The 21,979-nt window shown below is 61.8% G+C and carries 19 protein-coding genes; 10 read left to right on the top strand and 9 right to left on the bottom strand.

The genetic code is table 11. From position 1 onward, the window contains the following. The first annotated feature begins 293 nt into the window (after nucleotides 1-293). On the top strand, nucleotides 294-500 hold the full coding sequence (locus MKD49_RS17400) for a cold-shock protein (RefSeq protein ID WP_006463169.1): 207 nt from the start codon (nucleotides 294-296) through the stop codon (nucleotides 498-500). 178 nt (nucleotides 501-678) lie between these two features. Here the strand turns inward: MKD49_RS17400 and icd are convergent, their stop codons facing one another. After that, entirely contained in the window at nucleotides 679-1,935 is a 1,257-nt protein-coding gene (gene icd, locus MKD49_RS17405; RefSeq protein ID WP_121038241.1) for an NADP-dependent isocitrate dehydrogenase, read from the bottom strand. 236 nt (nucleotides 1,936-2,171) lie between these two features. Between icd and MKD49_RS17410 the strand changes: the two genes are divergently transcribed. The 3 genes from MKD49_RS17410 (at nucleotide 2,172) to MKD49_RS17420 (ending at nucleotide 3,726) form a co-directional block, all read left to right on the top strand. After that, complete coding sequence (locus tag MKD49_RS17410) at nucleotides 2,172-2,732, top strand: pseudouridine synthase (protein ID WP_209568601.1); 561 nt, start codon at nucleotides 2,172-2,174, stop codon at nucleotides 2,730-2,732. A gap of 180 nt (nucleotides 2,733-2,912) precedes the next feature. Then, nucleotides 2,913-3,083: a hypothetical protein gene (locus MKD49_RS17415; protein ID WP_006463172.1), complete on the top strand. Its 171-nt coding sequence runs from the start codon at nucleotides 2,913-2,915 to the stop codon at nucleotides 3,081-3,083. A 169-nt stretch (nucleotides 3,084-3,252) separates the two neighbouring features. Next, entirely contained in the window at nucleotides 3,253-3,726 is a 474-nt protein-coding gene (locus MKD49_RS17420; protein ID WP_134134743.1) for a DUF192 domain-containing protein, read from the top strand. Nucleotides 3,727-3,897: 171 nt separating this feature from the next. On the opposite strand, the gene rpsT is transcribed toward MKD49_RS17420, so the two are convergent. Then, on the bottom strand, nucleotides 3,898-4,164 hold the full coding sequence (gene rpsT, locus MKD49_RS17425) for a 30S ribosomal protein S20 (RefSeq protein ID WP_006463174.1): 267 nt from the start codon (nucleotides 4,162-4,164) through the stop codon (nucleotides 3,898-3,900). Between the two features lie 374 nt (nucleotides 4,165-4,538). Between rpsT and murJ the strand changes: the two genes are divergently transcribed. Together murJ and MKD49_RS17435 are read left to right on the top strand one after the other, a co-directional pair. Next, nucleotides 4,539-6,092 carry a murein biosynthesis integral membrane protein MurJ gene (gene murJ, locus MKD49_RS17430; protein WP_252696919.1) on the top strand — a complete coding sequence of 518 codons (1,554 nt, stop codon included), beginning with the start codon at nucleotides 4,539-4,541 and terminating at the stop codon, nucleotides 6,090-6,092. A 111-nt stretch (nucleotides 6,093-6,203) separates the two neighbouring features. Next, nucleotides 6,204-7,052, top strand: a complete 849-nt coding sequence (locus MKD49_RS17435) for a SirB1 family protein (RefSeq protein ID WP_034340401.1) — start codon at nucleotides 6,204-6,206, stop codon at nucleotides 7,050-7,052. A gap of 15 nt (nucleotides 7,053-7,067) precedes the next feature. Here MKD49_RS17435 and MKD49_RS17440 read toward each other — a convergent pair whose 3' ends face one another. Then, nucleotides 7,068-8,990 carry an ATP-binding cassette domain-containing protein gene (locus tag MKD49_RS17440; protein WP_121038227.1) on the bottom strand — a complete coding sequence of 641 codons (1,923 nt, stop codon included), beginning with the start codon at nucleotides 8,988-8,990 and terminating at the stop codon, nucleotides 7,068-7,070. A 326-nt stretch (nucleotides 8,991-9,316) separates the two neighbouring features. On the opposite strand from MKD49_RS17440, the gene MKD49_RS17445 reads away from it, so the two are divergent. The 3 genes from MKD49_RS17445 (at nucleotide 9,317) to MKD49_RS17455 (ending at nucleotide 14,370) form a co-directional block, all read left to right on the top strand. After that, nucleotides 9,317-11,791, top strand: coding sequence for a penicillin-binding protein 1A (locus MKD49_RS17445; protein WP_252696920.1), 2,475 nt, complete (start codon nucleotides 9,317-9,319; stop codon nucleotides 11,789-11,791). 546 nt (nucleotides 11,792-12,337) lie between these two features. Further along, a complete protein-coding gene (locus MKD49_RS17450; protein ID WP_371925481.1) occupies nucleotides 12,338-13,072 on the top strand; it encodes a cytochrome c in 735 nt (244 codons plus the stop codon). Further along, the gene (locus MKD49_RS17455; RefSeq protein WP_252696922.1) at nucleotides 13,069-14,370 is read left to right on the top strand and encodes a cytochrome c; all 1,302 of its coding nucleotides are present in this window, start codon (nucleotides 13,069-13,071) and stop codon (nucleotides 14,368-14,370) included. The genes MKD49_RS17450 and MKD49_RS17455 overlap by 4 nt, the downstream gene beginning before the upstream one ends. Before the next feature lie 67 nt (nucleotides 14,371-14,437). On the opposite strand, the gene MKD49_RS17460 is transcribed toward MKD49_RS17455, so the two are convergent. The 5 genes from MKD49_RS17460 to MKD49_RS17480 all read right to left on the bottom strand — a co-directional run bounded on the left by MKD49_RS17460 (nucleotide 14,438) and on the right by MKD49_RS17480 (nucleotide 20,644). Further along, nucleotides 14,438-15,130 carry a response regulator gene (locus MKD49_RS17460; RefSeq protein ID WP_034340383.1) on the bottom strand — a complete coding sequence of 231 codons (693 nt, stop codon included), beginning with the start codon at nucleotides 15,128-15,130 and terminating at the stop codon, nucleotides 14,438-14,440. 25 nt (nucleotides 15,131-15,155) lie between these two features. Beyond that, entirely contained in the window at nucleotides 15,156-16,490 is a 1,335-nt protein-coding gene (gene glmM, locus MKD49_RS17465; protein ID WP_034340380.1) for a phosphoglucosamine mutase, read from the bottom strand. Nucleotides 16,491-16,630: 140 nt separating this feature from the next. Next, the gene (folP, locus tag MKD49_RS17470; RefSeq protein ID WP_121038214.1) at nucleotides 16,631-17,479 is read right to left on the bottom strand and encodes a dihydropteroate synthase; all 849 of its coding nucleotides are present in this window, start codon (nucleotides 17,477-17,479) and stop codon (nucleotides 16,631-16,633) included. 258 nt (nucleotides 17,480-17,737) lie between these two features. Further along, on the bottom strand, nucleotides 17,738-19,627 hold the full coding sequence (gene ftsH, locus MKD49_RS17475) for an ATP-dependent zinc metalloprotease FtsH (RefSeq protein ID WP_121038211.1): 1,890 nt from the start codon (nucleotides 19,625-19,627) through the stop codon (nucleotides 17,738-17,740). Between the two features lie 369 nt (nucleotides 19,628-19,996). Continuing rightward, the gene (locus tag MKD49_RS17480) at nucleotides 19,997-20,644 is read right to left on the bottom strand and encodes an RlmE family RNA methyltransferase (protein WP_034340369.1); all 648 of its coding nucleotides are present in this window, start codon (nucleotides 20,642-20,644) and stop codon (nucleotides 19,997-19,999) included. Nucleotides 20,645-20,720: 76 nt separating this feature from the next. On the opposite strand from MKD49_RS17480, the gene yhbY reads away from it, so the two are divergent. After that, the gene (gene yhbY, locus MKD49_RS17485) at nucleotides 20,721-21,179 is read left to right on the top strand and encodes a ribosome assembly RNA-binding protein YhbY (protein ID WP_034340366.1); all 459 of its coding nucleotides are present in this window, start codon (nucleotides 20,721-20,723) and stop codon (nucleotides 21,177-21,179) included. Between the two features lie 154 nt (nucleotides 21,180-21,333). Here the strand turns inward: yhbY and greA are convergent, their stop codons facing one another. Then, entirely contained in the window at nucleotides 21,334-21,810 is a 477-nt protein-coding gene (greA, locus tag MKD49_RS17490) for a transcription elongation factor GreA (RefSeq protein ID WP_013233401.1), read from the bottom strand. Between the last annotated feature and the right edge of the window lie 169 nt (nucleotides 21,811-21,979).

The following is a 21,979-nucleotide window of genomic DNA, read 5'->3' on the forward strand; positions in this document are numbered from 1 at the left end:
TAACCTCTAGATGAGATAGATATTACTTGTTTTCCGGACCTTGCGCAGATGACGATGATTTATCCTAAATCAAGGGTTTCTTTCTCCATCGCTCAAACAGGGCCACAAAGCGGAACGTGAAAACTGCTTGACTTTTGGATTTCGACCGAGAACAATGGAATTCATTGATTAGTAGTTACTAAATGTAACAACTCATCGATACGATAGGGGGCAGGTTTAAGGGGGGCTGCGTGACGCGCGATGCTTCTTGCTTTGACGGCTCGTGTGAATAGTTAATTTTGAAAGATGCTTTTATGGCAACAGGTACTGTCAAGTGGTTCAATGATTCCAAAGGCTTTGGCTTTATCACTCCGGATGACGGCGGCGAAGATCTGTTCGCTCACTTCTCCGCAATCCAGATGAACGGCTTCAAGACCCTGAAAGAAGGTCAAAAAGTCCAGTTTGACGTTACGCAAGGCCCCAAAGGCAAGCAAGCTTCGAACATCCAGAACGCCGCTTAAACCCCGGTTTCTCTAAAAGCCCCGCTCTTGCGGGGCTTTTTTCATTGGGGCGCCGCCATTGCTGCGCCCGCAATGACTACGTAACCGAAATGCAAACAGCCAGGTAGATGCCTGGCTGAGTGTTGTTTTTTCATCATTGATTTGCAGCAAATCACGCTGCAGAAGCAGTCCGTCCGGCTTACATGTTTTCGATCAGCGCTTCACCGAAACCGGAGCAGGAAACCTGCGTCGCCCCTTCCAGCAAACGCGCGAAATCATAGGTCACGCGCTTGGCCGAGACTGACTTCTGCATGGCCGTGATGATGAGATCCGCGGCCTCGATCCAGCCCATGTGGCGCAGCATCATTTCTGCCGAAAGAATGCTGGAACCGGGGTTCACATAATCCTTGCCGGCATACTTCGGTGCGGTGCCGTGGGTGGCTTCGAACACGGCCACCGAATCGGACATGTTGGCGCCCGGAGCAATGCCGATACCGCCGACCTGAGCCGCCACGGCGTCCGAAATGTAGTCGCCGTTCAGGTTCATGGTGGCGATGACGCTGTATTCCGCCGGGCGCATCAGCACCTGCTGGAAGAAGGCATCGGTGATGGCATCCTTGATGACGATCTGGCGGCCGGTCTTGGGGTTCTTCAGGCGCATCCACGGGCCGTCGTCGATCAGTTCGGCCCCGAATTCGCGGCCGGCCAGCGCATAACCCCAGTCACGGAAAGCACCCTCGGTGTACTTCATGATGTTGCCCTTGTGGACCAGCGTCACCGAAGGCTTGTCGTGGTCGATGGCGTACTGGATGGCCTTGCGCACCAGTCGCTCGGTACCTTCGCGCGAGACCGGCTTGATGCCCAGCGCCGAGGTCTCAGGGAAGCGCAGCTTCTTGACCCCCATCTCGCGCGTGAGCAGCTCGATCAGTTTCTTCACTTCCGGGGTACCGGCCTGCCATTCAATACCGGCGTAGATGTCTTCGGAGTTCTCGCGGAAGATCACCATGTCGGTCTTCTCGGGCTCCTTCAGCGGCGAGGGCACGCCTTTGAAATAGCGCACCGGACGCAGGCAGACATAGAGGTCCAGCTGCTGGCGCATGGTCACGTTCAAGGAACGGATGCCGCCCCCGACCGGCGTGGACAGCGGCCCCTTGATCGAGACCAGATACTCCTTGAGCACGTCCAGTGTCTCCTCGGGCAGCCAGGTATCGGCACCGTAGAGCTTGGTCGACTTCTCGCCCGCATAGATTTCCATCCAGTGGATCTTGCGCGCACCGCCGTAGGCCTTCTCCACCGCGGCATCGACCACCTTGAGCATCACCGGCGTGACGTCCACGCCCACGCCATCGCCCATGATGAAAGGAATGATGGGGTTGTTGGGGACATTGAGAGTGTCATCGGCGTTGGCGGTGATCTTGCACCCTTCTGCAGGCACTTGGATATGTTGGTACGACATCGTGGTCTCCGACGGTTGAGGCGGTAGCGTTGGGAAGCATCAGCGGCAAAGCCCATGCACATCGGCAAGGACCTTGCATGAATTGCCATACAAGCGGGGAATTTTAAGAGATTTCCGGATTTTCAGCCGGAAAAATTCCGGATTGCAATCAGCAGGTCTTATATAAGACACATGACTTGCCTGATTGATTATGCATCAGGATTTTACGCAAGGCCATCTTTTTGCGACACTAGCGCATGCCTTTGATCCTCTTCAACAAACCCTTCGGCGTGATGAGCCAGTTCTCCGCCCATCCCGAGCGCCAGACGCTGGCCGATTACCTCGACCTTCCCGACATCTACCCTGCAGGCCGGCTCGATGCCGACAGTGAAGGCCTGCTGCTGCTCACCGATGACGGCAAGCTGCAGCACGCCATCGCCCATCCGCGCCGCAAGCAGCCCAAGACCTACCTGGCACAGGTGGAAGGCCTGGCCACGCCGGAGGCGCTGCAGCGCCTGCGCGATCCGCTGGACCTGGGCGACTTCGTCACCCAACCCGGAGAGGCCCGCTTGATCCAGGAGCCGGCCTGGATGTGGCCACGCACGCCGCCCATCCGCCAGCGTGCCAACCAGCCCACCAGCTGGATCGCCCTGACCATCAGCGAAGGCAAGAACCGCCAGGTGCGCCGCATGACGGCGGCCGTGGGCCTGCCGACGCTGCGACTGGTGCGCATCGCCATCGGCCCGTTCTCGCTGGCGACCCATCCGGTGATGCCCGGCGAATGGCGCGAAGTCGATCCACAGGAACTGGATGCCTGAGCGCTGCGTGAACAATCTGACAAGGTTTGAAGCACTCAGGGCTGCACACTTCTTCCCGAAACCTCATAAAAAAGATCCGAAATGGTGTCAACCTTCATACGCGCGCGCCGTTATTGGCAGTGATTCGCACGAATCATCGTTTGCCTCACATCCCTAACATGTTGAATTGAAGGACGCAAAATGAAAAAATTGATCGCCGCTCTGATCGCTGGTCTGTTCGCCACTGCTGCTTTCGCACAAGCTCCGGCCGCTCCGGAAGCGCCGAAGGCTGAAGCCGCTGCTCCGAAGGCAAAGAAGGCCAAGAAGGCAAAGAAGGCAAAGAAGGCAAAGAAGGCAGCTGAAGCTAAGTAATTAGCGTCCGCACTCAAAAAAGGCAGGCTGGTCCTGCCTTTTTTCATGTCCGCGCGGTTCAGGCGACGCGCCCCGTAGCCATCCACGCCGGCCAGCGCCCCGCTCCCGCTGCACACGCCCGCCCCGCTGCTGCTATCCTGCCCGATCCGAATCCCGATTGATAAAGAACATGCGCCAATCTTCACTTTCCCGACTTTCCCGTTGCTTCATGCACAGCGCCGTCGCCCTGCTGGCTGTCGGCTGCCTGTCCACCGCCGGCGCGCAGACGCCGCAGGTGCGCAAATTCCCGACCACCCAGCTCAATATCGGCATCCACCTGATCAAGGCCGAAGTGGCCCAGACCGAAGCCGAGCGCGAGCAAGGCCTGATGTTCCGCGAGAAGATGGGCGACAACGAGGGCATGCTGTTCCTGTTCGGCCAGCCGGCCGGGGTATGCATGTGGATGAAAAATACGCTGATCCCGCTGTCGGTGGCCTTCATGGACGAAAAAGGCGTCATCATCAACATCGAGGAAATGAAGGAACAGACCCTGGATTCGCACTGTGCCAAGCGCGCGGCGGTCTATGCGCTGGAGATGAACAAGGGCTGGTTCAAGCAGAAGAACATCAAGCCCGGTACCAGGATCGAGGGATTGCCCCAATAAGGCATCCGGGCTGCAGCGTGTGGCTGCAGCCCGTTATCTCGCCAGCGACATACTGGAGACGGCCATGGAAAACCGTCGCCCAAACGCAAAAAACCGCTTGAAATCAAGCGGTTTTCTTGTACTGCAGCCTGAAGCGGGCAACGCCGCGCTTCAGTTCAAGCCAGGATGCAATTAAGCAGCCAGGGCCTTCAGGGCAGCAGCCAGGCGGCTCTTGTGGCGAGCGGCCTTGTTCTTGTGAATGATCTTCTTGTCGGCGATGCTGTCGATGGTCGACACGGAAGATTGGAACACGGAGGTTGCTGCAGCCTTGTCGCCGGCGGCGATCGCCTTGCGAACTGCCTTGATTGCGGTGCGCAGGGTCGAGCGCTGGCTCGAGTTGTGAGCGTTTTGCTTGACTGCTTGACGAGCACGCTTACGTGCCTGTGCGGTATTTGCCATGAAAATTATCCTAAATCGAGAGTCGTTTGCGCCGCAAACCCCGAGGACTCGCGATGCCAAATTCTGTAAAGCATCGGATTATAACGAGATTCCCGTGACAAGGCAATCAACTTGTCTGCTTCTGCTGTAAACACGGTGCCATCCGTTGCGATGCCACCGCACTCATCCCGATTTCCGCAAAGAAATTCATGCCTGCCGCCGAACCTGTGGCCAAGGCAGCGAGTCTATTGCGCCGTGCAGCAGGGGGATTGTCTTTTCCTTCATATCGCCTCCGAACCACCCGTGTCCGGGCCTGCCCGCCCCCTGTCGTGCTCCCGCACCAATCCTTGCCACTCCAGCAAAAGCACCGCTGCCCACCGCTATAATGCCGCTCCATGAATCTGCATAAAACCCTCGCCGCCATCTCCGGCATGACGATGCTCTCGCGCATCACCGGGCTGGCCCGGGAAATCCTGTTCGCCCGCGCCTTCGGCGCTTCGGCCTACACCGACGCCTTCAACATCGCCTTCCGCATTCCCAACCTGCTGCGCCGGCTCTTCGCCGAAGGCGCCTTCTCGCAGGCCTTCGTGCCCATCCTGGCCGAATACAAGAACCGCCGCGGTCCCGAGGAGACCAAACACCTGGTGGACCACGTGGCCACGGCACTGATGTGGGTCATGCTGATCACCTGCGTGGCCGGCATCATCGCCACCCCGTTCGTGGTCTATTTCATCGCCACCGGACTCCAATACAACCCGGAGGCCTTCCATGCCTCGGTGCTGATGACCCGCATCATGTTCCCGTACATCGGCTTCATGGCCTTCGTGGCGCTGGCCGGCGGCATCCTCAATACCTGGAAGGAATTCAAGATCCCGGCAGTCACCTCGGTGCTGCTCAATGTCGCCTTCATCGTGGCCTCGCTCTTCGTGGCCCCCTTCATGGAACAGCCCATTTATGCGATGGCCTTCGCGGTGCTGGTGGGCGGCATCCTGCAGGTGGCGATCCAGGTGCCGGCGCTGATCAAGATCGGCATGCTGCCGCGCCTGTACTGGAATCCCCTGCTGGGCCTGCGCGACGAAGGCGTCAAGCGCGTGCTCAAGAAGATGGGCCCGGCCGTCTTCGCCGTCTCGGCCGCGCAGATCAGCCTGATGATCAACACCAACATCGCCTCGCGCCTGGAACACGGCAGCGTCTCGTGGCTCAGCTATGCCGACCGCCTGATGGAATTTCCCACCGCCCTGCTGGGCGTGGCGCTCGGCACCATCCTGCTGCCCAGCCTGGCCAACGCCCATGCTGCCGACGACATGGATGAATATTCCGCCCTGCTGGACTGGGGCCTGCGCCTGACCTTCATGCTGGCCATGCCCTCGGCCGTGGGCCTGGCCACGCTCTCCGAGCCGCTCACCGCCACCCTGTTCCACTATGGCCGCTTCGATGCTCTGTCGGTGACCATGGTCGGCCACGCACTGGTGGCCTACGGTGTCGGCCTGATCGGCCTGATCGTGGTGAAGATTCTGGCCCCCGGCTTCTATGCCAAGCAGGATATCCGCACCCCCGTCATCATCGCCGTGGGCGTGCTGATCGCCACCCAGCTCATGAACAGCGTCTTCGTGCCCCTGTTCTCGCACGCCGGCCTGGCCTTGTCGATCGGTCTGGGGGCCTGCCTCAATGCCCTGTGTCTTTACATCGGCCTGCGCCGCCGCCAGATCTACGTGCCGCGTCCGGGCTGGGGACTGTTCCTGGTGCGCCTGACCGGCGCGCTGCTGGTGATGGCCGGGGTGGCGCTGTGGATTTCCGGCCACTTCGACTGGGTCGCCCTGCGCGCTCATCCGCTGCTGCGCATCGGGGCGCTGATGCTGGTGCTGGCGGTGTGTGCGGTGGCCTATTTCGGCCCGCTGTTCGCGATGGGCTTCCGCCTGCGTGAATTCAAGCGCATCGCGCGCCGCTGATCAGCCTTGCAGGCCGCTTCAGCACAAGCCTGGGGCGGTCTGAAACAAGAAATTTCATTCCCCGCCCGGCAGACCTGACGCAGCGCGCAATATTTTGATAGCATGGGTGACATGACGCTCACCTCCCTCGACTATTTTGCTTCGCTGGTGCGCCAGGACGATTCGATTCCGCTGTTCGAATCCGCCTTGACGCTGGGACAGGATTTTTATCCGGAAATGGATTTTGCCGAGGAAGAGATGGCGCTCGACACGCTGGCGCTCAAGCTCAGGCAGCGCCTGCCCCAGGATGCCTCGCAGATCCAGAAGCTGCGCATGCTGAACCATTTCTTCTTCCAGGAAATGGCCTTCGCCGGCAACGTCAACAATTACTACGATCCCGACAACAGCTATATCCACCGCGTGATTTCGACGCGGCGCGGCATTCCGATCTCGCTGGCGGTGGTCTATATCGAACTGGCGCAGCAGATCGGCCTGGAGATGAAGGGGGTTTCCTTCCCCGGCCACTTCCTGATGAAGCTGTCGGTGCAATCCGGTGAAATCGTGCTCGATCCCATGAATGGCGCGAGCCTGTCGCGGCAGGAACTGGAAGAGCGGCTGGAGCCCTATCTGGCGCATCAGCCGGAAGAAGATTTCGGGGATGAACTGCCGCTGGCGGCCTACCTGCGCGCGGCCCATCCACGCGAGATCCTGGCGCGCATGCTGCGCAACCTCAAGGCCATCTTCATGGAAAGCCAGCGCTGGCAACAGGTGCTGGATGTACAGGAGAGGCTGGTGATCCTGCTGCCCGAGGAAATCACCGAGAAACGCGACCGTGGGCTGGCCTATGCCAACCTCGGGCAAGCCCAGGCGGCGCTGGAGGATCTGGAAGCCTATCTGGCCCTGCGTCCCCATGCCGAGGACGCGCCCAACCTGCGGGAGATGCTGCCCGACCTGCGCGAAGCATTGCGCAAGCCGAGCTGAACAGCCCGTTCGGGCTTACTGCTTCCCTTCGATCTCTTCCCAGCGTTCCAGGCTCACCAGCAGTTCTTCGTCGATCTCGGCGAAGCGCTGGTTCAGCTTGACGGCTTCATCGGCCCCCTTCTTGTACAGATCCGGATCGGCCAGTTTCGCCGACAGCTCCTTCTGTTCCGCTTCCAGCGCGGCGATGCGCTTGGGCAGTTCTTCCAGCTCGCGCTGTTCCTTGTAGCTCAGCTTCTTCTTGGCCGGCGCAGGTGCTGCGGCCGGTGCGGCCATGGTGGACTCGGCCTTGACCTCGTTCTTGTCGGCCGCCTTGGCAGCAGCCTTGGCCCCTGCCGATGTCTGCGCCGGGCGCTGGCGCTCCCAGTCTGAATAACCGCCCACGTATTCACGCCAGACGCCATTGCCTTCGGAGGCGATCACCTGCGTGACCACGTTGTCCAGGAACATGCGGTCGTGGCTGACCAAGAAGACGGTGCCTTCATATTCTTCCAGCAATTCTTCCAGCAGTTCCAGGGTATCGATATCGAGGTCGTTGGTCGGCTCGTCCAGCACCAGCACGTTGGCCGGCTTGGCGAACAGGCGCGCCAGCAACAGGCGGTTGCGCTCGCCACCGGAGAGCGTGCGCACCGGCGAACGGGCGCGTTCCGGCGCGAACAGGAAGTCCGACAGATAGGTCATCACATGCTTGCGCTGGCCGTTGACTTCCACCCAGTCGCTGCCCGGCGCGATGGTATCGGCCAGGGTCGTTTCTTCATTCAGCTGCGCGCGCATCTGATCGAAATACGCGACCTGCATCTTGGTCCCCTGCTTCACGGTGCCGCTGTCGGGCGTTTCCTCGCCCAGGATCAGCTTGAGCAGGGTGGTCTTGCCGGCACCGTTCTGGCCGATCAGGCCGACCTTGTCGCCGCGCATGAGGATGCTGCTGAAGTCGCGCACGATGGTCTTGGGGCCGTACGCCTTGTTGACGTTTTCCAGTTCCGCCACGATCTTGCCGGAACGTTCACCGGTACCCACTTCCAGCTTCACCTGCCCCTGCCGCTCGCGGCGCTCGCTGCGCTGCACGCGCAGGGCTTCGAGGCGGCGCACGCGGCCTTCGTCGCGGGTGCGGCGGGCCTGCACGCCCTTGCGGATCCAGACTTCTTCCTGCGCCAGGAATTTGTCGAACTTGGCATTTTCCACTTCTTCATTGGCCAGCAGCTCGGCCTTGCGGGCCTGGTAGGTCGTGAAGTTGCCGGGGAAGGAAAGAATCTTGCCGCGATCCAGTTCGATGATGCGGGTGGAGACGTTGTCCAGGAAGCTGCGGTCGTGGGTGATGAAGAGGATGCTGCCCTTGAAGTCGCGCAGCAGGCCTTCCAGCCACAGGATGGAGCCGAAGTCGAGGTGGTTGGTCGGTTCGTCCAGCAGCAGCACGTCGGGGTTGCCGACCAGGCCGCAGGCCAGCGCCACGCGTTTCTTCATGCCGCCGGAGAGCTCGCCGATGCGGGCGTCGCGGTTCAGGTTCAGCTTGTCCAGGGTGGTCTCGACCTTGTTGCCGATAGACCAGGCGTCGGCCGCATCCAGCACGGTCTGGATCTGGTGCATGCGTTCCAGCAGGGCGTCGTCATTGTCGCCGCCGAACTGGCCGGTGATGGCTTCGTATTCGGCCAAGAGCGCCGGCAGCTCGCCCAGGCCCGAGGCCACGGCGTCGAAGACGGTCATCTCTTCCGGGAAATGCGGTTCCTGGTCGACGTAGGCGATCTTCAGGTTCTGCTGCATCACCAAGAGGCCATCATCGAGCTTGGAACGGCCGGCAATGATCTTCAGCAGCGAGGACTTGCCGGTGCCGTTGCGGCCGATCAGGCCGATGCGTTCGCCGGTCTCCAGCGAGAATTCGGCGTGATCCAGGAGGGCGACGTGGCCGAAGGCCAGTTGTGCGTCGGAGAGGGAAATGACTGCCATAGCGTGCGTGATCTGCGTGAATGCGTCGGCCCAAGCCGCGCAGGATGAATGCGAAAGGCGCTTGATGCAGGAAAAAGCGCGAGAGCGGCATTGTACCGACTGCGCCGCACAAATGCTGATTTAAGCGCGCCCTTGCCCCTTCCGATGGGCTGGAACGGCTGCGGCTTGCACTTTGGCAACGGGATTGATGAAAAATAACGACAAAAGCTCGAATTTCCCCGTCGTCCGGGCGCCATGTTACAACTGGTTAAGCATTGCCCGTGGCGCGCACGCCGGGCCGGCGGTGCGATGCGGTAAGATAGCGCATTCCGATTCCCGCTCATCCCATGCCTTTTTCCTCTTTGCCGGACCTGCGCCGCCAGCGCGGCTTCCTCAATCCCAACATCGCCAAGTTCATCGGTCTGTCCATCCTCGGTCTCGGCGTCGCCGCTGCCCTGCTGGTGGTGTATGCACTGATCTTCATCAACCCGCGCCTGCCTTCGCTGGACCTGATCACCGACTACCGTCCCAAGGTGCCGCTGCGCATCTGGTCCGAGGACAAGGTCCTGCTCGGCGAGTTTGGTGAAGAAAAGCGCAGCCTGGTCAAACTGGAAGATATCCCGGCCGACATGAAGAATGCCGTGCTGGCCATCGAGGACTATCGTTTCTATGAGCACGGCGGCATCGACTGGATCGGCATCGCCCGCGCCCTGGCCACCGACGTGCTGCGCGGCAGTGCCTCGCAGGGGGCCAGCACCATCACCATGCAGGTGGCGCGCAACGTCTTCCTGACCAAGGAAAAGACCTTCTCCCGCAAGCTCTACGAAGTGCTGCTGGCCAACAAGATCGAACATGCCCTGACCAAGGACCAGATCCTGGAGGTCTACATGAACCAGATCTACCTGGGCCAGCGCGCCTTCGGCTTCGCCGCCGCCGCCCGCACCTACTTCGGCAAGGACCTGAAGGATATTTCCCTGGCCGAAGCCGCCATGCTGGCCGGCCTGCCCAAGGCCCCCTCGGCCTACAACCCCATCGTCAACCCCAAGCGCGCGCACATCCGCCAGCAATACATCCTGCAGCGCATGATGGAAGTGGGCTTCATCACCAAGGCGCAATATGAAAAGGCCGCCAAGGAAGAACTGAAGGTACGCGCACCGGGCAGCCAGTACAGTATCCACGCCGAATACGTGAACGAAATGGTGCGCCAGATGGTGTATGCGCAGTACAAGGAAGACACCTACACCCAGGGCTTCAACGTCTACACCACCGTCAATGCAGCCGACCAGCAGGCGGCCTACCTGGCCGTGCGCAAGGGCGTAATGGATTACGACCGCCGCCACGGCTATCGCGGTCCGGAAGAAACCATCGAGCTGCCCGCCAATGCGGACGACCGCGCCTCGGCCATCGACGACGTCATGGACGACCATCCCGACAACGACGACATCTTGGCCGCCGTGGTGGTGGCTGCCAGCCCCAAGCAGATCGATGCGGTGCTGCGCAGCGGCGACAAGATCAGCATCAAGGGCGAAGCCCTGCGCTTCGTGGCCGCGGCCCTGTCGGAGAAGGCCAAGAAGGAGATCCGCATCGCGCCGGGTGCCCTGATCCGCGTGATGCAGGATGCCAAGCAGAACTGGCAGGTGGTGCAGTTGCCGCAGGTGGAAGCGGCGCTGGTCTCGGTGGTGCCGCAGGATGGTGCCATCCGCGCCCTGGTGGGTGGTTTCGACTTCACCCAGAACAATTTCAACCACGTGACCCAAGCCTGGCGCCAGCCGGGTTCGACCTTCAAACCCTTCATCTATTCGGCTGCATTGGAGAAGGGTTTTGCACCGGCTTCCATCGTCAACGATGCCCCGGTTTCCTATCCGGCCGGCCCCGGCCAGCCGAACTGGGAACCCAAGGATGACGAAACCCCGGCCGGCCCCATCACCGTGCGCACTGCCCTGCAGAAGTCGGTGAACCTGGTGGCCATCCGCACGCTGGACTACATCGGCGTTCCCTATGCCAAGGACTTCATCACCGGCACCTATGGTTTCGATGCCGACAAGGTCCCGCCCTACCTGCCCATGGCGCTGGGTGCAGGGCAGACCAATCCGCTGCAACTGTCGGCGGCATACTCGGTGTTTGCCAACGGCGGCTACAAGATCCAGCCCTACCTGATCTCGCAGATCACCGATGCGCGCGGCAAGGTGCTGTCCAAGGCGGAGCCGCTGATCGTGGGCAATGGCGCACCGCGCGTGGTCTCGGAACGCAACAGCTACATGATGACCAGCATGCTCAAGGCGGTGGCCCAGGGCGGCACCGGCGCACGCAGCAACAGCATCGGCCGCACCGACCTGGCCGGCAAGACCGGTACCACCAATGATGCCGTCGACGGCTGGTTCGCCGGTTACCAGCGCACTTTGGCCACCGTGGCCTGGATGGGCTATGACCAGCCCAAGAGCCTGGGCAGCAAGGAATTCGGCGCACAGCTGGCGCTGCCGATCTGGGTCGACTACATGGCCAAGGCCTTGAAGGGGGTGCCGCAGTTCGACCTGCCGGTACCGGAAGGCATCCGCTTCATCGATGGCGAGCCCTATTACGACAACTTCACGCCCAACAACGGCCTGGTGACCAATGTGGGCGTGACGGTGGTGGATGCGATCTCGAACTTCTTCGGCTGGACACCCAGCCAGACTCCGGCTGCACCGGGCAATGCGCAACCGGCACCGAACGTGCCGGGCACGTCGCAGGGAGCGCCGGGGGCAGCGCCTGGCGGCTCAGCAAACCGGCCTCAGAGCGAGAGCGCAAGACGCTTCCTGGACAATACCAACCAGGGTCATTGAGGCAATGCCAGGCCACTGGCCTGGCAACTTCATTCAACCAATCGGCAGCACAAAAAAAACGGGCACTTCCGAAGAAGTGCCCGTTTCCTTTTGTCTGGTGCCCCCGACACGGATCGAACGTGTGACCTATCCCTTCATACCACTATGGCTTTCGCCACCATCAGATACATGAACGTCGTGTAACCGGATGTTTGTAGTCTGGACTATACCTTGGCCATGGACCCTGCCCTGACGGCAAGGTCGGAAGGCCGGAGCCGTCTAGTCTCTACACCTTCCGGCTTCGCAGGAAACCGGCTTGGCTCGGTATTGCCAGCAGCCGCTGCAAACGTGCATGCATGCGCTGTCAGGGTTCACCGACTTTGACTCCATTCAGGCGGCGCCTTTCGGCATCCGCTGCCCAATTTGACTTAGGAGGGGATCGCTCTATCCACTGAGCTACGGGGGCCAACAAGGCCGCTATTGTATCCGCTGCGCCCGGCCTTGCAAAGCCGCAAGCGCGGCGCACGCATGGACTACAATAGGCCGATGCGCTTGCCCACAACAAATATGAAGAAGCTTGCAGCCGCCGCCCTGGGGACACTGATCGCGGGCGGCGCAGCCATGGCCCAGACGCCCGCGGACAAGCCGCGCGCCATACCGGGCATGGCCGAACGCATGGCCGCCTGCATCGCCTGCCATGGCAAGGAAGGGCGCGCCACGGCCGATGGCTACTATCCGCGCATCGCCGGCAAGCCGGAGGGCTATCTGCTGAACCAGCTGCAGAGTTTCCGCGATGGCCGACGCCGCTATCCGATGATGAATTACCTGCTGGGCCATCTCTCTGACGATTATCTTCAGCAGATCGCCCTGTTCTTCGCCGACCAGCATCCGCCCTATCCGCCCCCGGTGCCGGCCGATGTGAGCGCCACGGTGCTGGAACGCGGACGCCTGCTGGTCAGCCAGGGCAAGCCAGCCCAGGGCATTGCGGCCTGCGCCAGTTGCCACGGTGCCGGGTTGACCGGCGTGCAGCCCGGCATTCCGGGATTGCTGGGCCTGCCGCGCGACTACATCAATGCGCAACTGGGCGCCTGGCGCAATGGCGAACGCACCGCCAAGGCCCCCGATTGCATGGGCGAGATCGCCAGGGCATTGAGCCCGGAAGAAATCAATGCCGCCAGCAGCTGGCTGTCCTCCCAGCCGGTCCCGGCGGACTATGCGCCTGAGCGCGTGCTGCCCAAACCTTTGCCGGTGGCCTGCGGCAGCATGCCAGCTTCCTCCGCCAGTGCAGGAGCGGCACGATGAACAAGACCCTGCGCCTGGGCCTGGGAATCCTGCTGGGCAGCGTGCTGGCCGTGGTGGCGCTGACCGGCGGCGTGATCGCCTGGCAAAGCCTGCGCAGTGAAGATCCTGGCGTGGTCGTCCCGGTGACCGACCATCAGGCGCAGCTGACCAGGGGCCAGTACCTGGCGCGCGCCGGCAATTGCATGGCCTGCCACACCGTGCGCGGCGGCGCGGCCTATGCCGGGGGACGCCCCCTGCCGACACCCTTCGGCACGATCTACACCACCAACATCACACCCGATCGCGCCAACGGCATCGGCGACTGGAGCGCCGACGATTTCTGGCGTGCCCTGCACCACGGGCGCGGACGCGATGGCCGCTTCCTCTTTCCGGCCTTCCCCTACACCAGCTACACCCAGCTCAGCCGCGAAGACAGCGACGCCCTGTTCGCCTGGCTGCGCACGCTGCCCCCCGTAAATCAGCCCAATCGTTCACATGACTTGCGCTTCCCTTACGACCAGCGCCCGCTGCTGGGGCTATGGCGTGCGTTTTTCTTCACACCGGCTGTTTACCAGCCTGATCCGGCGCGCTCCACCCAGTGGAATCGCGGTGCCTATCTGGTGCGCGGCGCTGGCCATTGCAGCGCCTGCCACAGCGCCCGCAACGTGGTGGCGGCCAGCATCGCACCGCTGGATCTGGCCGGCGGCATGATCCCCGCGCTGGACTGGTATGCACCGCCCCTGCATGGTGGCGAACACGGCCTGGGCGGCTGGAGTGAAGCCGACATCGCCGCCCTGCTCAGGACTGGCGTCTCGCCGCGCGGCACCTCGCTGGGGCCGATGTCGGAAATCGTCGGGCGCAGCCTGCAGTATCTGAACGATGAGGACATCAATGCGATGGCGGTCTACCTGAAGTCGCTGCCGCCCCAGCCCCTGCCCGCTGCCAGCGCCGCCGCGCAGCCGGAGCCCGCCGAGGCGGAACGCATCATCAAACAGGGCAAGAAGCTCTATGGGGAGTTGTGCGTGGACTGCCACGGCGGCAAGGGTCAAGGCAGCGCCCCGGACTATCCGCCGCTGGCGGGCAACCACGCCATCGGCGGACCACAGCCGGTCAATGCCATCCGTGCGGTGCTCAATGGCGGCTTCCCGCCCTCGACGGCCGGCAATCCCTATCCCTTCGGCATGCCGCCCTTCGGTCCGCAACTGAGCGACCAGGAAGTGGCGGCATTGGTCTCCTATGTCCGCAACAGTTGGGGCAACCAAGGCGGATTCGTCTCGGCGTCAGACGTGAACCGCTATCGCAGCGTGCCGCTGGACTGAGCAGACGCAAAAAAGGCGATCCGGGGATCGCCTTTTCATTCATCGCGCTGCCAGCGGGTAGCTCACCTCACTGCTCGGCGCTCAGCTTGTACCCCATCCCGCGCACCGTCTGCACGTAATGCGCCAGATCTCCCAGCGACTTGCGCAGCCGCATGATGTGCACATCCACCGTGCGTTCCTCGATGAAGGTGTGGTCACCCCAGACCTTGTCCAGCAACTGGGCACGCGAGAAGATACGTTCCGGATGCGCCACCAGATAGCGCAGCAGCTTGAATTCGGCCTGGTCCAGCGCCACCGCCCGGCCCGCCACCGCCACCTGGCGGCGTTCGACGTCAATGCTGATGTCGCGGTATTTGAGAGCCTGGCTGCCGATCTCCGGCGCCTTTCGGCGCAACAGGGCCTGCACGCGCGCCACCAGTTCCTTGGGAGAGAACGGCTTGGTCACGTAATCATCCGCACCTTCGTTCAAGCCCTTGACCTTGTCTTCTTCCATGCCCTTGGCGGTGAGCATGATGACCGGCAGCGCCGCCGTGCGCTGGTCGCGCCGCAGCTCCGAGAGCAGCACCAGGCCGGAGCTGTCTGGCAGCATCCAGTCCAGCAGCACGACATGAGGCAGCGACTCGGCAATCAGCTTGCGGGCCTGGGCCACGTCGGTGGCGATGGTGGTGGCAAAGCCCGCGCCCTGCATCGTGAAGCGCAACAGCTCCGCGATGCTGGGTTCGTCTTCGACCATCAGGATATGAGGGAGCTCTTTTGACATCGTCCTTGGATCCGCAACAACTGACTCAGAGCACCTTGGCCGCGATACGCTGGGCCATGCTGCGCGCCAGCTCGGCTTCCTGCGCCTCCACCATCACGCGGATCAGCGGCTCGGTGCCGGACGGACGCAGCAGCACGCGGCCGCGCTCGCCCAGTTCTTCTTCCACGGCGGCCTGTTCGGCTTGCAGGGCGGTGTTGGACTTCCAGTCGTAGCCGGCAGGAATCTTCACATTGATCAGCGATTGCGGATACAGGGTGATGTCGCCGGTCATCTGCGCCAGGGTCTGGCCGGCGCGCTTCAAGGCACACAGCACCTGCAGCGCCGAGACGATGCCGTCGCCGGTGGTGTGCTTGTCCAGTGCCAGCAGGTGGCCGGAGCCTTCGCCGCCGAGCAGCCAGCCCTTCTCCTGCAGCACTTCCAGCACGTAGCGGTCGCCCACCTTGGCACGTGCGAAGGGCACGCCCATCTTCTTGAAGGCCACTTCCAGGGCCATGTTGGTCATGAGGGTACCGACTGCGCCATCGACCGCGCCGCTGCTCAGGCGGTCCTTGACCATCAGGTAAAGCAGTTCATCACCGTTGTAGATACGGCCGCTGCCATCGACCATGATGAGACGGTCGGCATCGCCATCGAGTGCAATGCCGAGGTCGGCCCGGTATTCACGCACCGAGGCCACCAGCGATTTAGGCGCGGTGGCACCACAATCCTCGTTGATGTTCAGGCCATCGGGCTGGTTGCCGATGGTGATGACTTCCGCGCCCAGCTCATGGAATACGTGCGGCGCGATGTTGTAGGCCGCGCCGTTGGCACAGTCCACCACCAGGCGCATGCCGCGCAGGTCCATGGCACTGGGGAAGGTGCTCTTGCAGAATTCGATGTAGCGGCCGGCCGCATCCGACAGGCGGCGCGCCTTGCCCAGCTTCTCGGAGGGGACGCACTCCATGGGCTGCTCCAGCGCCGCTTCGATATCCGCCTCGACCTGGTCGGGCAGCTTGTTGCCCTTGGCCGAGAAGAACTTGATGCCATTGTCGTGATAGGGATTGTGCGAGGCCGAGATCACCACACCGGCCGAGAGACGCTGGGCGCGGGTCAGGTAGGCCACGGCCGGGGTCGGCAGCGGGCCGGCCAGCCAGACGTCCACGCCGGCAGCGGCGAAGCCGGCTTCCAGCGCGGCTTCCAGCATGTAGCCGGAGATCCGGGTGTCCTTGCCGATCAGCACCGTGGGACGGGCCACGCCATCCTTGGACTTGGCCAGGACCTTGCCTGCCGCATAGCCCAGGCGCATGACGAAATCCGGTGTGATCGGGGCCACGCCCACGCGACCGCGCACGCCATCGGTGCCGAAGTATTTTCCTGCCATGTTGGTCCCTTATCGCTTAATGCTTAACGCTTCTGCTGATTGATGTCTTGCAGGCCCGGCGAGCGCACTGGCCTGTTTCCCATGAAATCTGTTGTCGTGCTTGAGTTTCGATCACGTTCGCACACGTAGCGCCGCCCGCATCAAAGGTCGCCACGTCCTGCCTGCCACATGGCCAGCGCATCGACCGTTTCGGCCACATCGTGCACGCGGATGATCATCGCCCCCTGCTGCGCCGCCGCCAGCGCCGCACCGATACTGCCGGCCATGCGGCGTTCCAGCGGCTTGCCGGTGACCGCACCGATCATGGACTTGCGCGACATGCCGGCCAGCAGCGGCAGGTCCAGCGTGTCGATCAATCGGCGCGTGTTCCTGAGCAAAGCCAGATTATGCTCCACAGTCTTGCCGAAACCAAAACCGGGGTCGATGCAAATTCGTTCACGTCCGATACCGGCCGCCTTCATCAGGCCGACCTGGGTCTGCAGGAATTGCTCGACCTCGGTGACCACATCTTCATATCGGGGTTCTTGCTGCATGGTCTGGGGCTGGCCTTGCATGTGCATCACGCACAGGCCGGCTTCGCTGTCCTTGACCGCATCGATGGCCCCCTCGGCACGGAAACCGTTGATGTCGTTGATCATGTCCACCTCGGCGACCAGCGCTTCGCGCATGACGGCCGGCTTGTAGGTATCCAGGGACAGGGGCTTGCCGCAGTCGCGCAGGGCATAGATCACCGGCATGACGCGCTCCAGCTCTTCCTGCAGCGACAGCGGCGCAATGCCGGGGCGGGTGGACTCGCCACCGATGTCGATGATGTCGACGCCGTCGGCAATCATCTGTTCGGCATGGGTCAGGGCCAGTTCCAGCGAATGATGGCGACCGCCATCGGAAAAGGAATCGGGCGTCACGTTGAGGATGCCCATGACCAGCGGCCGGCGGCCAGGCTGGACCGGCAGGCGGAACCTGCCGCATTTGAGGAAAGCTTGCGTCATCTTGCTGTGGTAGGTAATGCGGATGAATTGCCCGAGGTGGCGGCCCTAAGCATGCTGCGCCGCGCACCATCGCTGTGCGGCAGCATGATACACCGCCGATGGACCGCCTTTACACTTTTGTCCGGCAGGGGCGCCATCGGCTGCACGGTTTTTCATCTGCCAAATTCATTCGCCAAATAAAAAAGGTGAGGATTTCTCCTCACCTTCATCGGGTCTGCGGCTTCAGGCATTCACGCCCTGCGCCTTGCGCTGCACGCCTCAGGCCGGGGCAGTGGCGTTGGGCGAGACGTCGCCGGAACGGTTGTTGTCCGAGGGCGACTTCTTGACCGGCACACCATTGCGCGGCGGACGCGGTTCGTCGCCATTCATGATGTCGTTGACCTGATCAGCGTCCAGGGTTTCCCATTCCAGCAGGGCCTTGGCCATGACGTCGACCTTCTCGCGGTTCTCTTCCAGCAGGCGGCGGGCCAGGGCATATTGCTCGTCCAGGATGCTGCGGATTTCAGCGTCCACCTTTTGCTGGGTGGCTTCGGAGACGGTCTTGGACGACATGCGGCCGAAGTAGGCATCCTGCTCCGAATCTTCATACACCATGGTGCCCAGGGTCACGGACATGCCATAGCGGGTAACCATGGCGCGGGCCAGCTTGGTGGCGCGCTCGAAGTCGTTGGACGCGCCGGTGGACATCTGGTGCATGAAGATTTCTTCAGCGATACGGCCACCGAAGAGGATCGAGATCTCTTCCAGCATCTTGTCCTTGTACATGTTCACGCGGTCATGTTCCGGCAGCTGCCAGGTCAGGCCGAGGGCATAGCCACGCGGCATGATGGTGACCTTGTGGACCGGATCGGCCTTGGGCAGCAGCTTGGCGACAACCGCGTGGCCGGACTCGTGATAAGCGGTGTTGCGGCGTTCTTCCTCGCGCATCACGGCCGACTTGCGTTCCGGACCCATGACGATCTTGTCCTTGGCATCTTCGAAGTCCTGCATTTCCACCAGGCGCTTGTTGCGGCGCGCAGCGAAGAGCGCGGCTTCGTTGACCAGGTTGGCCAGGTCGGCACCGGAGAAACCGGGGGTGCCACGGGCCAGGATGTCAGCCTTGACGTCAGGGGCGATGGGCACCTTGCGCATGTGGACGTAGAGGATCTGTTCGCGGCCACGGATATCGGGCAGGCCGACCATCACCTGGCGGTCGAAGCGGCCCGGACGCAGCAGCGCCTTGTCCAGCACGTCGGCGCGGTTGGTGGCAGCGATCACGATGACGCCGGAGTTGGCTTCGAAGCCGTCCATCTCCACCAGCATCTGGTTCAGGGTCTGTTCGCGTTCGTCGTTGCCGCCGCCCATGCCGGCACCACGATGGCGGCCGACGGCGTCGATTTCGTCGATGAAGATGATGCAGGGAGCGTGCTTCTTGGCGTTCTCGAACATGTCGCGCACACGGGAGGCACCGACACCGACGAACATTTCCACGAAGTCCGAACCCGAGATGGTGAAGAACGGCACCTTGGCTTCGCCGGCGATGGCGCGGGCCAGCAGGGTCTTGCCGGTACCCGGGGGGCCGACCATCAGCACGCCGTGGGGGATGCGGCCGCCCAGCTTCTGGAACTTGGTCGGGTCACGCAGGAATTCGACCAGCTCCTGGACTTCTTCCTTGGCTTCGTCGCAACCGGCGACATCGGCGAAGGTGACCGAGTTGCTGTTCTCATCCAGCATGCGCGCCTTCGACTTGCCGAAGGAGAACGCACCGCCCTTGCCGCCGCCTTGCATCTGGCGCATGAAGAAGATCCAGACGCCAATCAACAACAGCATCGGGAACCAGGAAATGAAGATTTGCGACAGGAAGGACTGCTCTTCCGGCTGGCGTACGTCGAACTTCACGCCATTGTTGAGCAGGTCACCGACCAGGCCGCGGTCCAGGATGGTGGTCGCGGTCTTGACCTTGGTGCCGTCCTGGGTGGTGGCGATGATGTTGCGATCCTCGATGGTCGCATCCTTGATGTGTCCGGCCTTGACCTCGGAGATGAAGTCCGAATACGCGATCGGCTTGGCATTGGTCGCCATGCTGCGGCTGTCGAACTGTTTGAACACCATAAACAGCACGAGCGCGATGACTACCCAGATGGCAGCCTTTGAAAACATATTGTTCACTGGAACTCCTCCGACGCCTGCGCGCCACGTTGCCTTTGTATCGTCCGATTTTACCCGGATTCAACCACCCTTACACGGAAAACCACCGTCCGCCCAGCCTCGCCCTGCCCCACTGTGCCATCGCGCAACGCACAAAAAGGCGTCACACCCGGCTGCTGGCGCATTTCTTTGCCATTCCGACATCAGCTTGAAGACTGGCGGGGAAGACATTCTTGCCTGCGATTCAGACAAACTAACGATTTACAGAAATCGATATAAGGCTGAAATCGGGCAAAACAAGGCAGGAAAATTCACTAAATCGCCGTGTTCACAGCAGATTTTGCGCTGGTTTGCGGACGACAAACCGGTTTTGCATCAACTTTAACTGAATTAGCTGCGAGGATTTTTCAGGATTTTCCCTAGCAGAAAGATTTCGGACGACTTGTCGCGGCTGGCCTTGGGCTTCTTCGACATCACCGTCTTGAATTCGGCCCGGAATTTGTGCACCAGTTCGTTGTAGCCGGTCCCGTTGAAACACTTGACCAGCAAAGCGCCGCCAGGTTTCATGTGCAGCTGGGCAAAATCGATGGCCAGGTCGATCAGGTATTCCACCCGCGCGGCATCGGCAATGGCCACGCCCGACAGATTGGGCGCCATGTCCGACAGCACCAGGTCGGCCTTGCGGCCCTGCAGCAAGGCTTCCAGCTGGCGTACCGGCTCGTCTTCGCGGAAGTCACCCTGAATGTAGTGCACATCCGCAATCGGATCCATCGGCAGGATGTCCAGCCCGATGATGGTGCCGTGGATGCCCCCGCCTTCAGCCCCGGCCAGCTTGTTGCGCACGTACTGGCACCAGCTGCCGGGAGTGCAGCCGAGGTCGACGATCACCTGCCCGGGCTTGATGAGACGCTCTTCCTCATCGATTTCCTTGAGCTTGTAGGCCGCACGCGCACGATAGCCTTCCTTCTGCGCCAACTTCACATAAGGGTCGTTGATATGGTCGTGTAACCAGTTTTTGTTCAGTTTGTTCTTTGCCATTCGCGTAGAATACTGGTTTTATCTCATTGAGGGACAACTTGGCTTCGCCGAGACCTCGTCCCGAACCCGCACTCCCATGTTGAATCTGACTCCCGCCGAGCGCAGCGAACTGCGCGCCCAGGCCCATGGCTTGAACCCCGTCGTGATGGTAGGCGAAAGTGGCCTGACCGAATCCGTCATGAAGGAAATCGACAAGAGCCTGAACGCCCACGGCCTCATCAAGGTCCGCGTCTTCGGCGACGACCGCGAAGCTCGCATCGCGATCTACGAAACCATCTGCGCTGAACTCAAGGCAGCGCCGGTCCAACACATCGGCAAGCTGCTGGTGCTGTATCGCCCGCAAAAGGACGAAGGCAAGAAAGCCGCTGCCGGCGCCAAGGGCGGCCTGCGCGAAGTGACCATCGTCAAGTCGCACGCCACCAAGCGCCCTTCAGTGAGCAAGGTCATGCTCAAGGGCAATGAACGCATTACCGCCGGTGGCCTGGTCAAGAAGGCCAAGCCGCGCCAGCGCAGCACCAAGAAGTCGCTCGGCTGATCCCTCGATCGCCCGTCGCGCCGGGCTGCAGCTTGCTGCGGCCCACAAAACAGAATGCCCGCTGATGCGGGCATTTTCATTTCCGGCGTCGGTATTGCGGCAGGATCATTGCCGCATCCGCCAGGCTTGAGCGAGACGGATGCGGCGGACTACATCAGACGTAGCGCACTTCCAGGATTTCGTATTCCTTCAGGCCCGAGGGGGCTTCCACGGCCACCACGTCACCGGCGCTCTTGCCGATCAGGGCACGGGCGATGGGCGAGGTCACCGAGACCTTCGATTCCTTGATGTCGGCTTCGTCCAGGCCCACGATCTGGTAGGTCACCTTCTCGCCGCTGTCCAGGTTTTCCAGGTCCACGGTGGAGGCGAAGACCACGCGGCCTTCGGCGTTCAGTTCGGCCGGGTCGACGATCTGGGCCGCGCCCAGCTTGCCTTCCAGGTCAGCGATACGGCCTTCGATGAAGGCCTGGCGCTCCTTGGCGGACTCGTATTCGGCGTTTTCGGACAAGTCGCCCTGCGCGCGCGCTTCGGCGATCGCATTGATGACTTCCGGACGGTCTTTGGTTTTCAAACGGTGCAATTCTTCCTTCAGAAGTTCGGCGCCACGCTTGGTAAGGGGAACTGTGCTCATAAGTCTCTTGCTCAAGGTTAGGGTTACACGGAAGACGCATCCAAGGTCCGCCGGCCGCTGAACACGCAAAAAGAGAGCCGCGCCGCCAACCTGGCGGACAAGCCTTGTCTTTACGGGAACAGTCTGGCTGGTGAACGGACCGTTGCTGCAGGATTCCGTCAGCTCTTCA

The sequence above is a fragment of the Herbaspirillum sp. WGmk3 genome (assembly GCF_023952535.1).
Taxonomy (GTDB): Bacteria; Pseudomonadota; Gammaproteobacteria; order Burkholderiales; family Burkholderiaceae_D; genus Herbaspirillum; species Herbaspirillum huttiense.

Bases quoted from the DNA above. Each gene is read 5' to 3' on its own strand.
- MKD49_RS17400 (WP_006463169.1), top strand. From the start codon at position 294: ATGGCAACAGGTACTGTCAAGTGGTTCAATGATTCCAAAGGCTTTGGC.
- icd (WP_121038241.1), bottom strand. From the start codon at position 1,935: ATGTCGTACCAACATATCCAAGTGCCTGCAGAAGGGTGCAAGATCACC.
- MKD49_RS17410 (WP_209568601.1), top strand. From the start codon at position 2,172: ATGCCTTTGATCCTCTTCAACAAACCCTTCGGCGTGATGAGCCAGTTC.
- MKD49_RS17415 (WP_006463172.1), top strand. From the start codon at position 2,913: ATGAAAAAATTGATCGCCGCTCTGATCGCTGGTCTGTTCGCCACTGCT.
- MKD49_RS17420 (WP_134134743.1), top strand. From the start codon at position 3,253: ATGCGCCAATCTTCACTTTCCCGACTTTCCCGTTGCTTCATGCACAGC.
- rpsT (WP_006463174.1), bottom strand. From the start codon at position 4,164: ATGGCAAATACCGCACAGGCACGTAAGCGTGCTCGTCAAGCAGTCAAG.
- murJ (WP_252696919.1), top strand. From the start codon at position 4,539: ATGAATCTGCATAAAACCCTCGCCGCCATCTCCGGCATGACGATGCTC.
- MKD49_RS17435 (WP_034340401.1), top strand. From the start codon at position 6,204: ATGACGCTCACCTCCCTCGACTATTTTGCTTCGCTGGTGCGCCAGGAC.
- MKD49_RS17440 (WP_121038227.1), bottom strand. From the start codon at position 8,990: ATGGCAGTCATTTCCCTCTCCGACGCACAACTGGCCTTCGGCCACGTC.
- MKD49_RS17445 (WP_252696920.1), top strand. From the start codon at position 9,317: ATGCCTTTTTCCTCTTTGCCGGACCTGCGCCGCCAGCGCGGCTTCCTC.
- MKD49_RS17450 (WP_371925481.1), top strand. From the start codon at position 12,338: ATGAAGAAGCTTGCAGCCGCCGCCCTGGGGACACTGATCGCGGGCGGC.
- MKD49_RS17455 (WP_252696922.1), top strand. From the start codon at position 13,069: ATGAACAAGACCCTGCGCCTGGGCCTGGGAATCCTGCTGGGCAGCGTG.
- MKD49_RS17460 (WP_034340383.1), bottom strand. From the start codon at position 15,130: ATGTCAAAAGAGCTCCCTCATATCCTGATGGTCGAAGACGAACCCAGC.
- glmM (WP_034340380.1), bottom strand. From the start codon at position 16,490: ATGGCAGGAAAATACTTCGGCACCGATGGCGTGCGCGGTCGCGTGGGC.
- folP (WP_121038214.1), bottom strand. From the start codon at position 17,479: ATGACGCAAGCTTTCCTCAAATGCGGCAGGTTCCGCCTGCCGGTCCAG.
- MKD49_RS17480 (WP_034340369.1), bottom strand. From the start codon at position 20,644: ATGGCAAAGAACAAACTGAACAAAAACTGGTTACACGACCATATCAAC.
- yhbY (WP_034340366.1), top strand. From the start codon at position 20,721: ATGTTGAATCTGACTCCCGCCGAGCGCAGCGAACTGCGCGCCCAGGCC.
- greA (WP_013233401.1), bottom strand. From the start codon at position 21,810: ATGAGCACAGTTCCCCTTACCAAGCGTGGCGCCGAACTTCTGAAGGAA.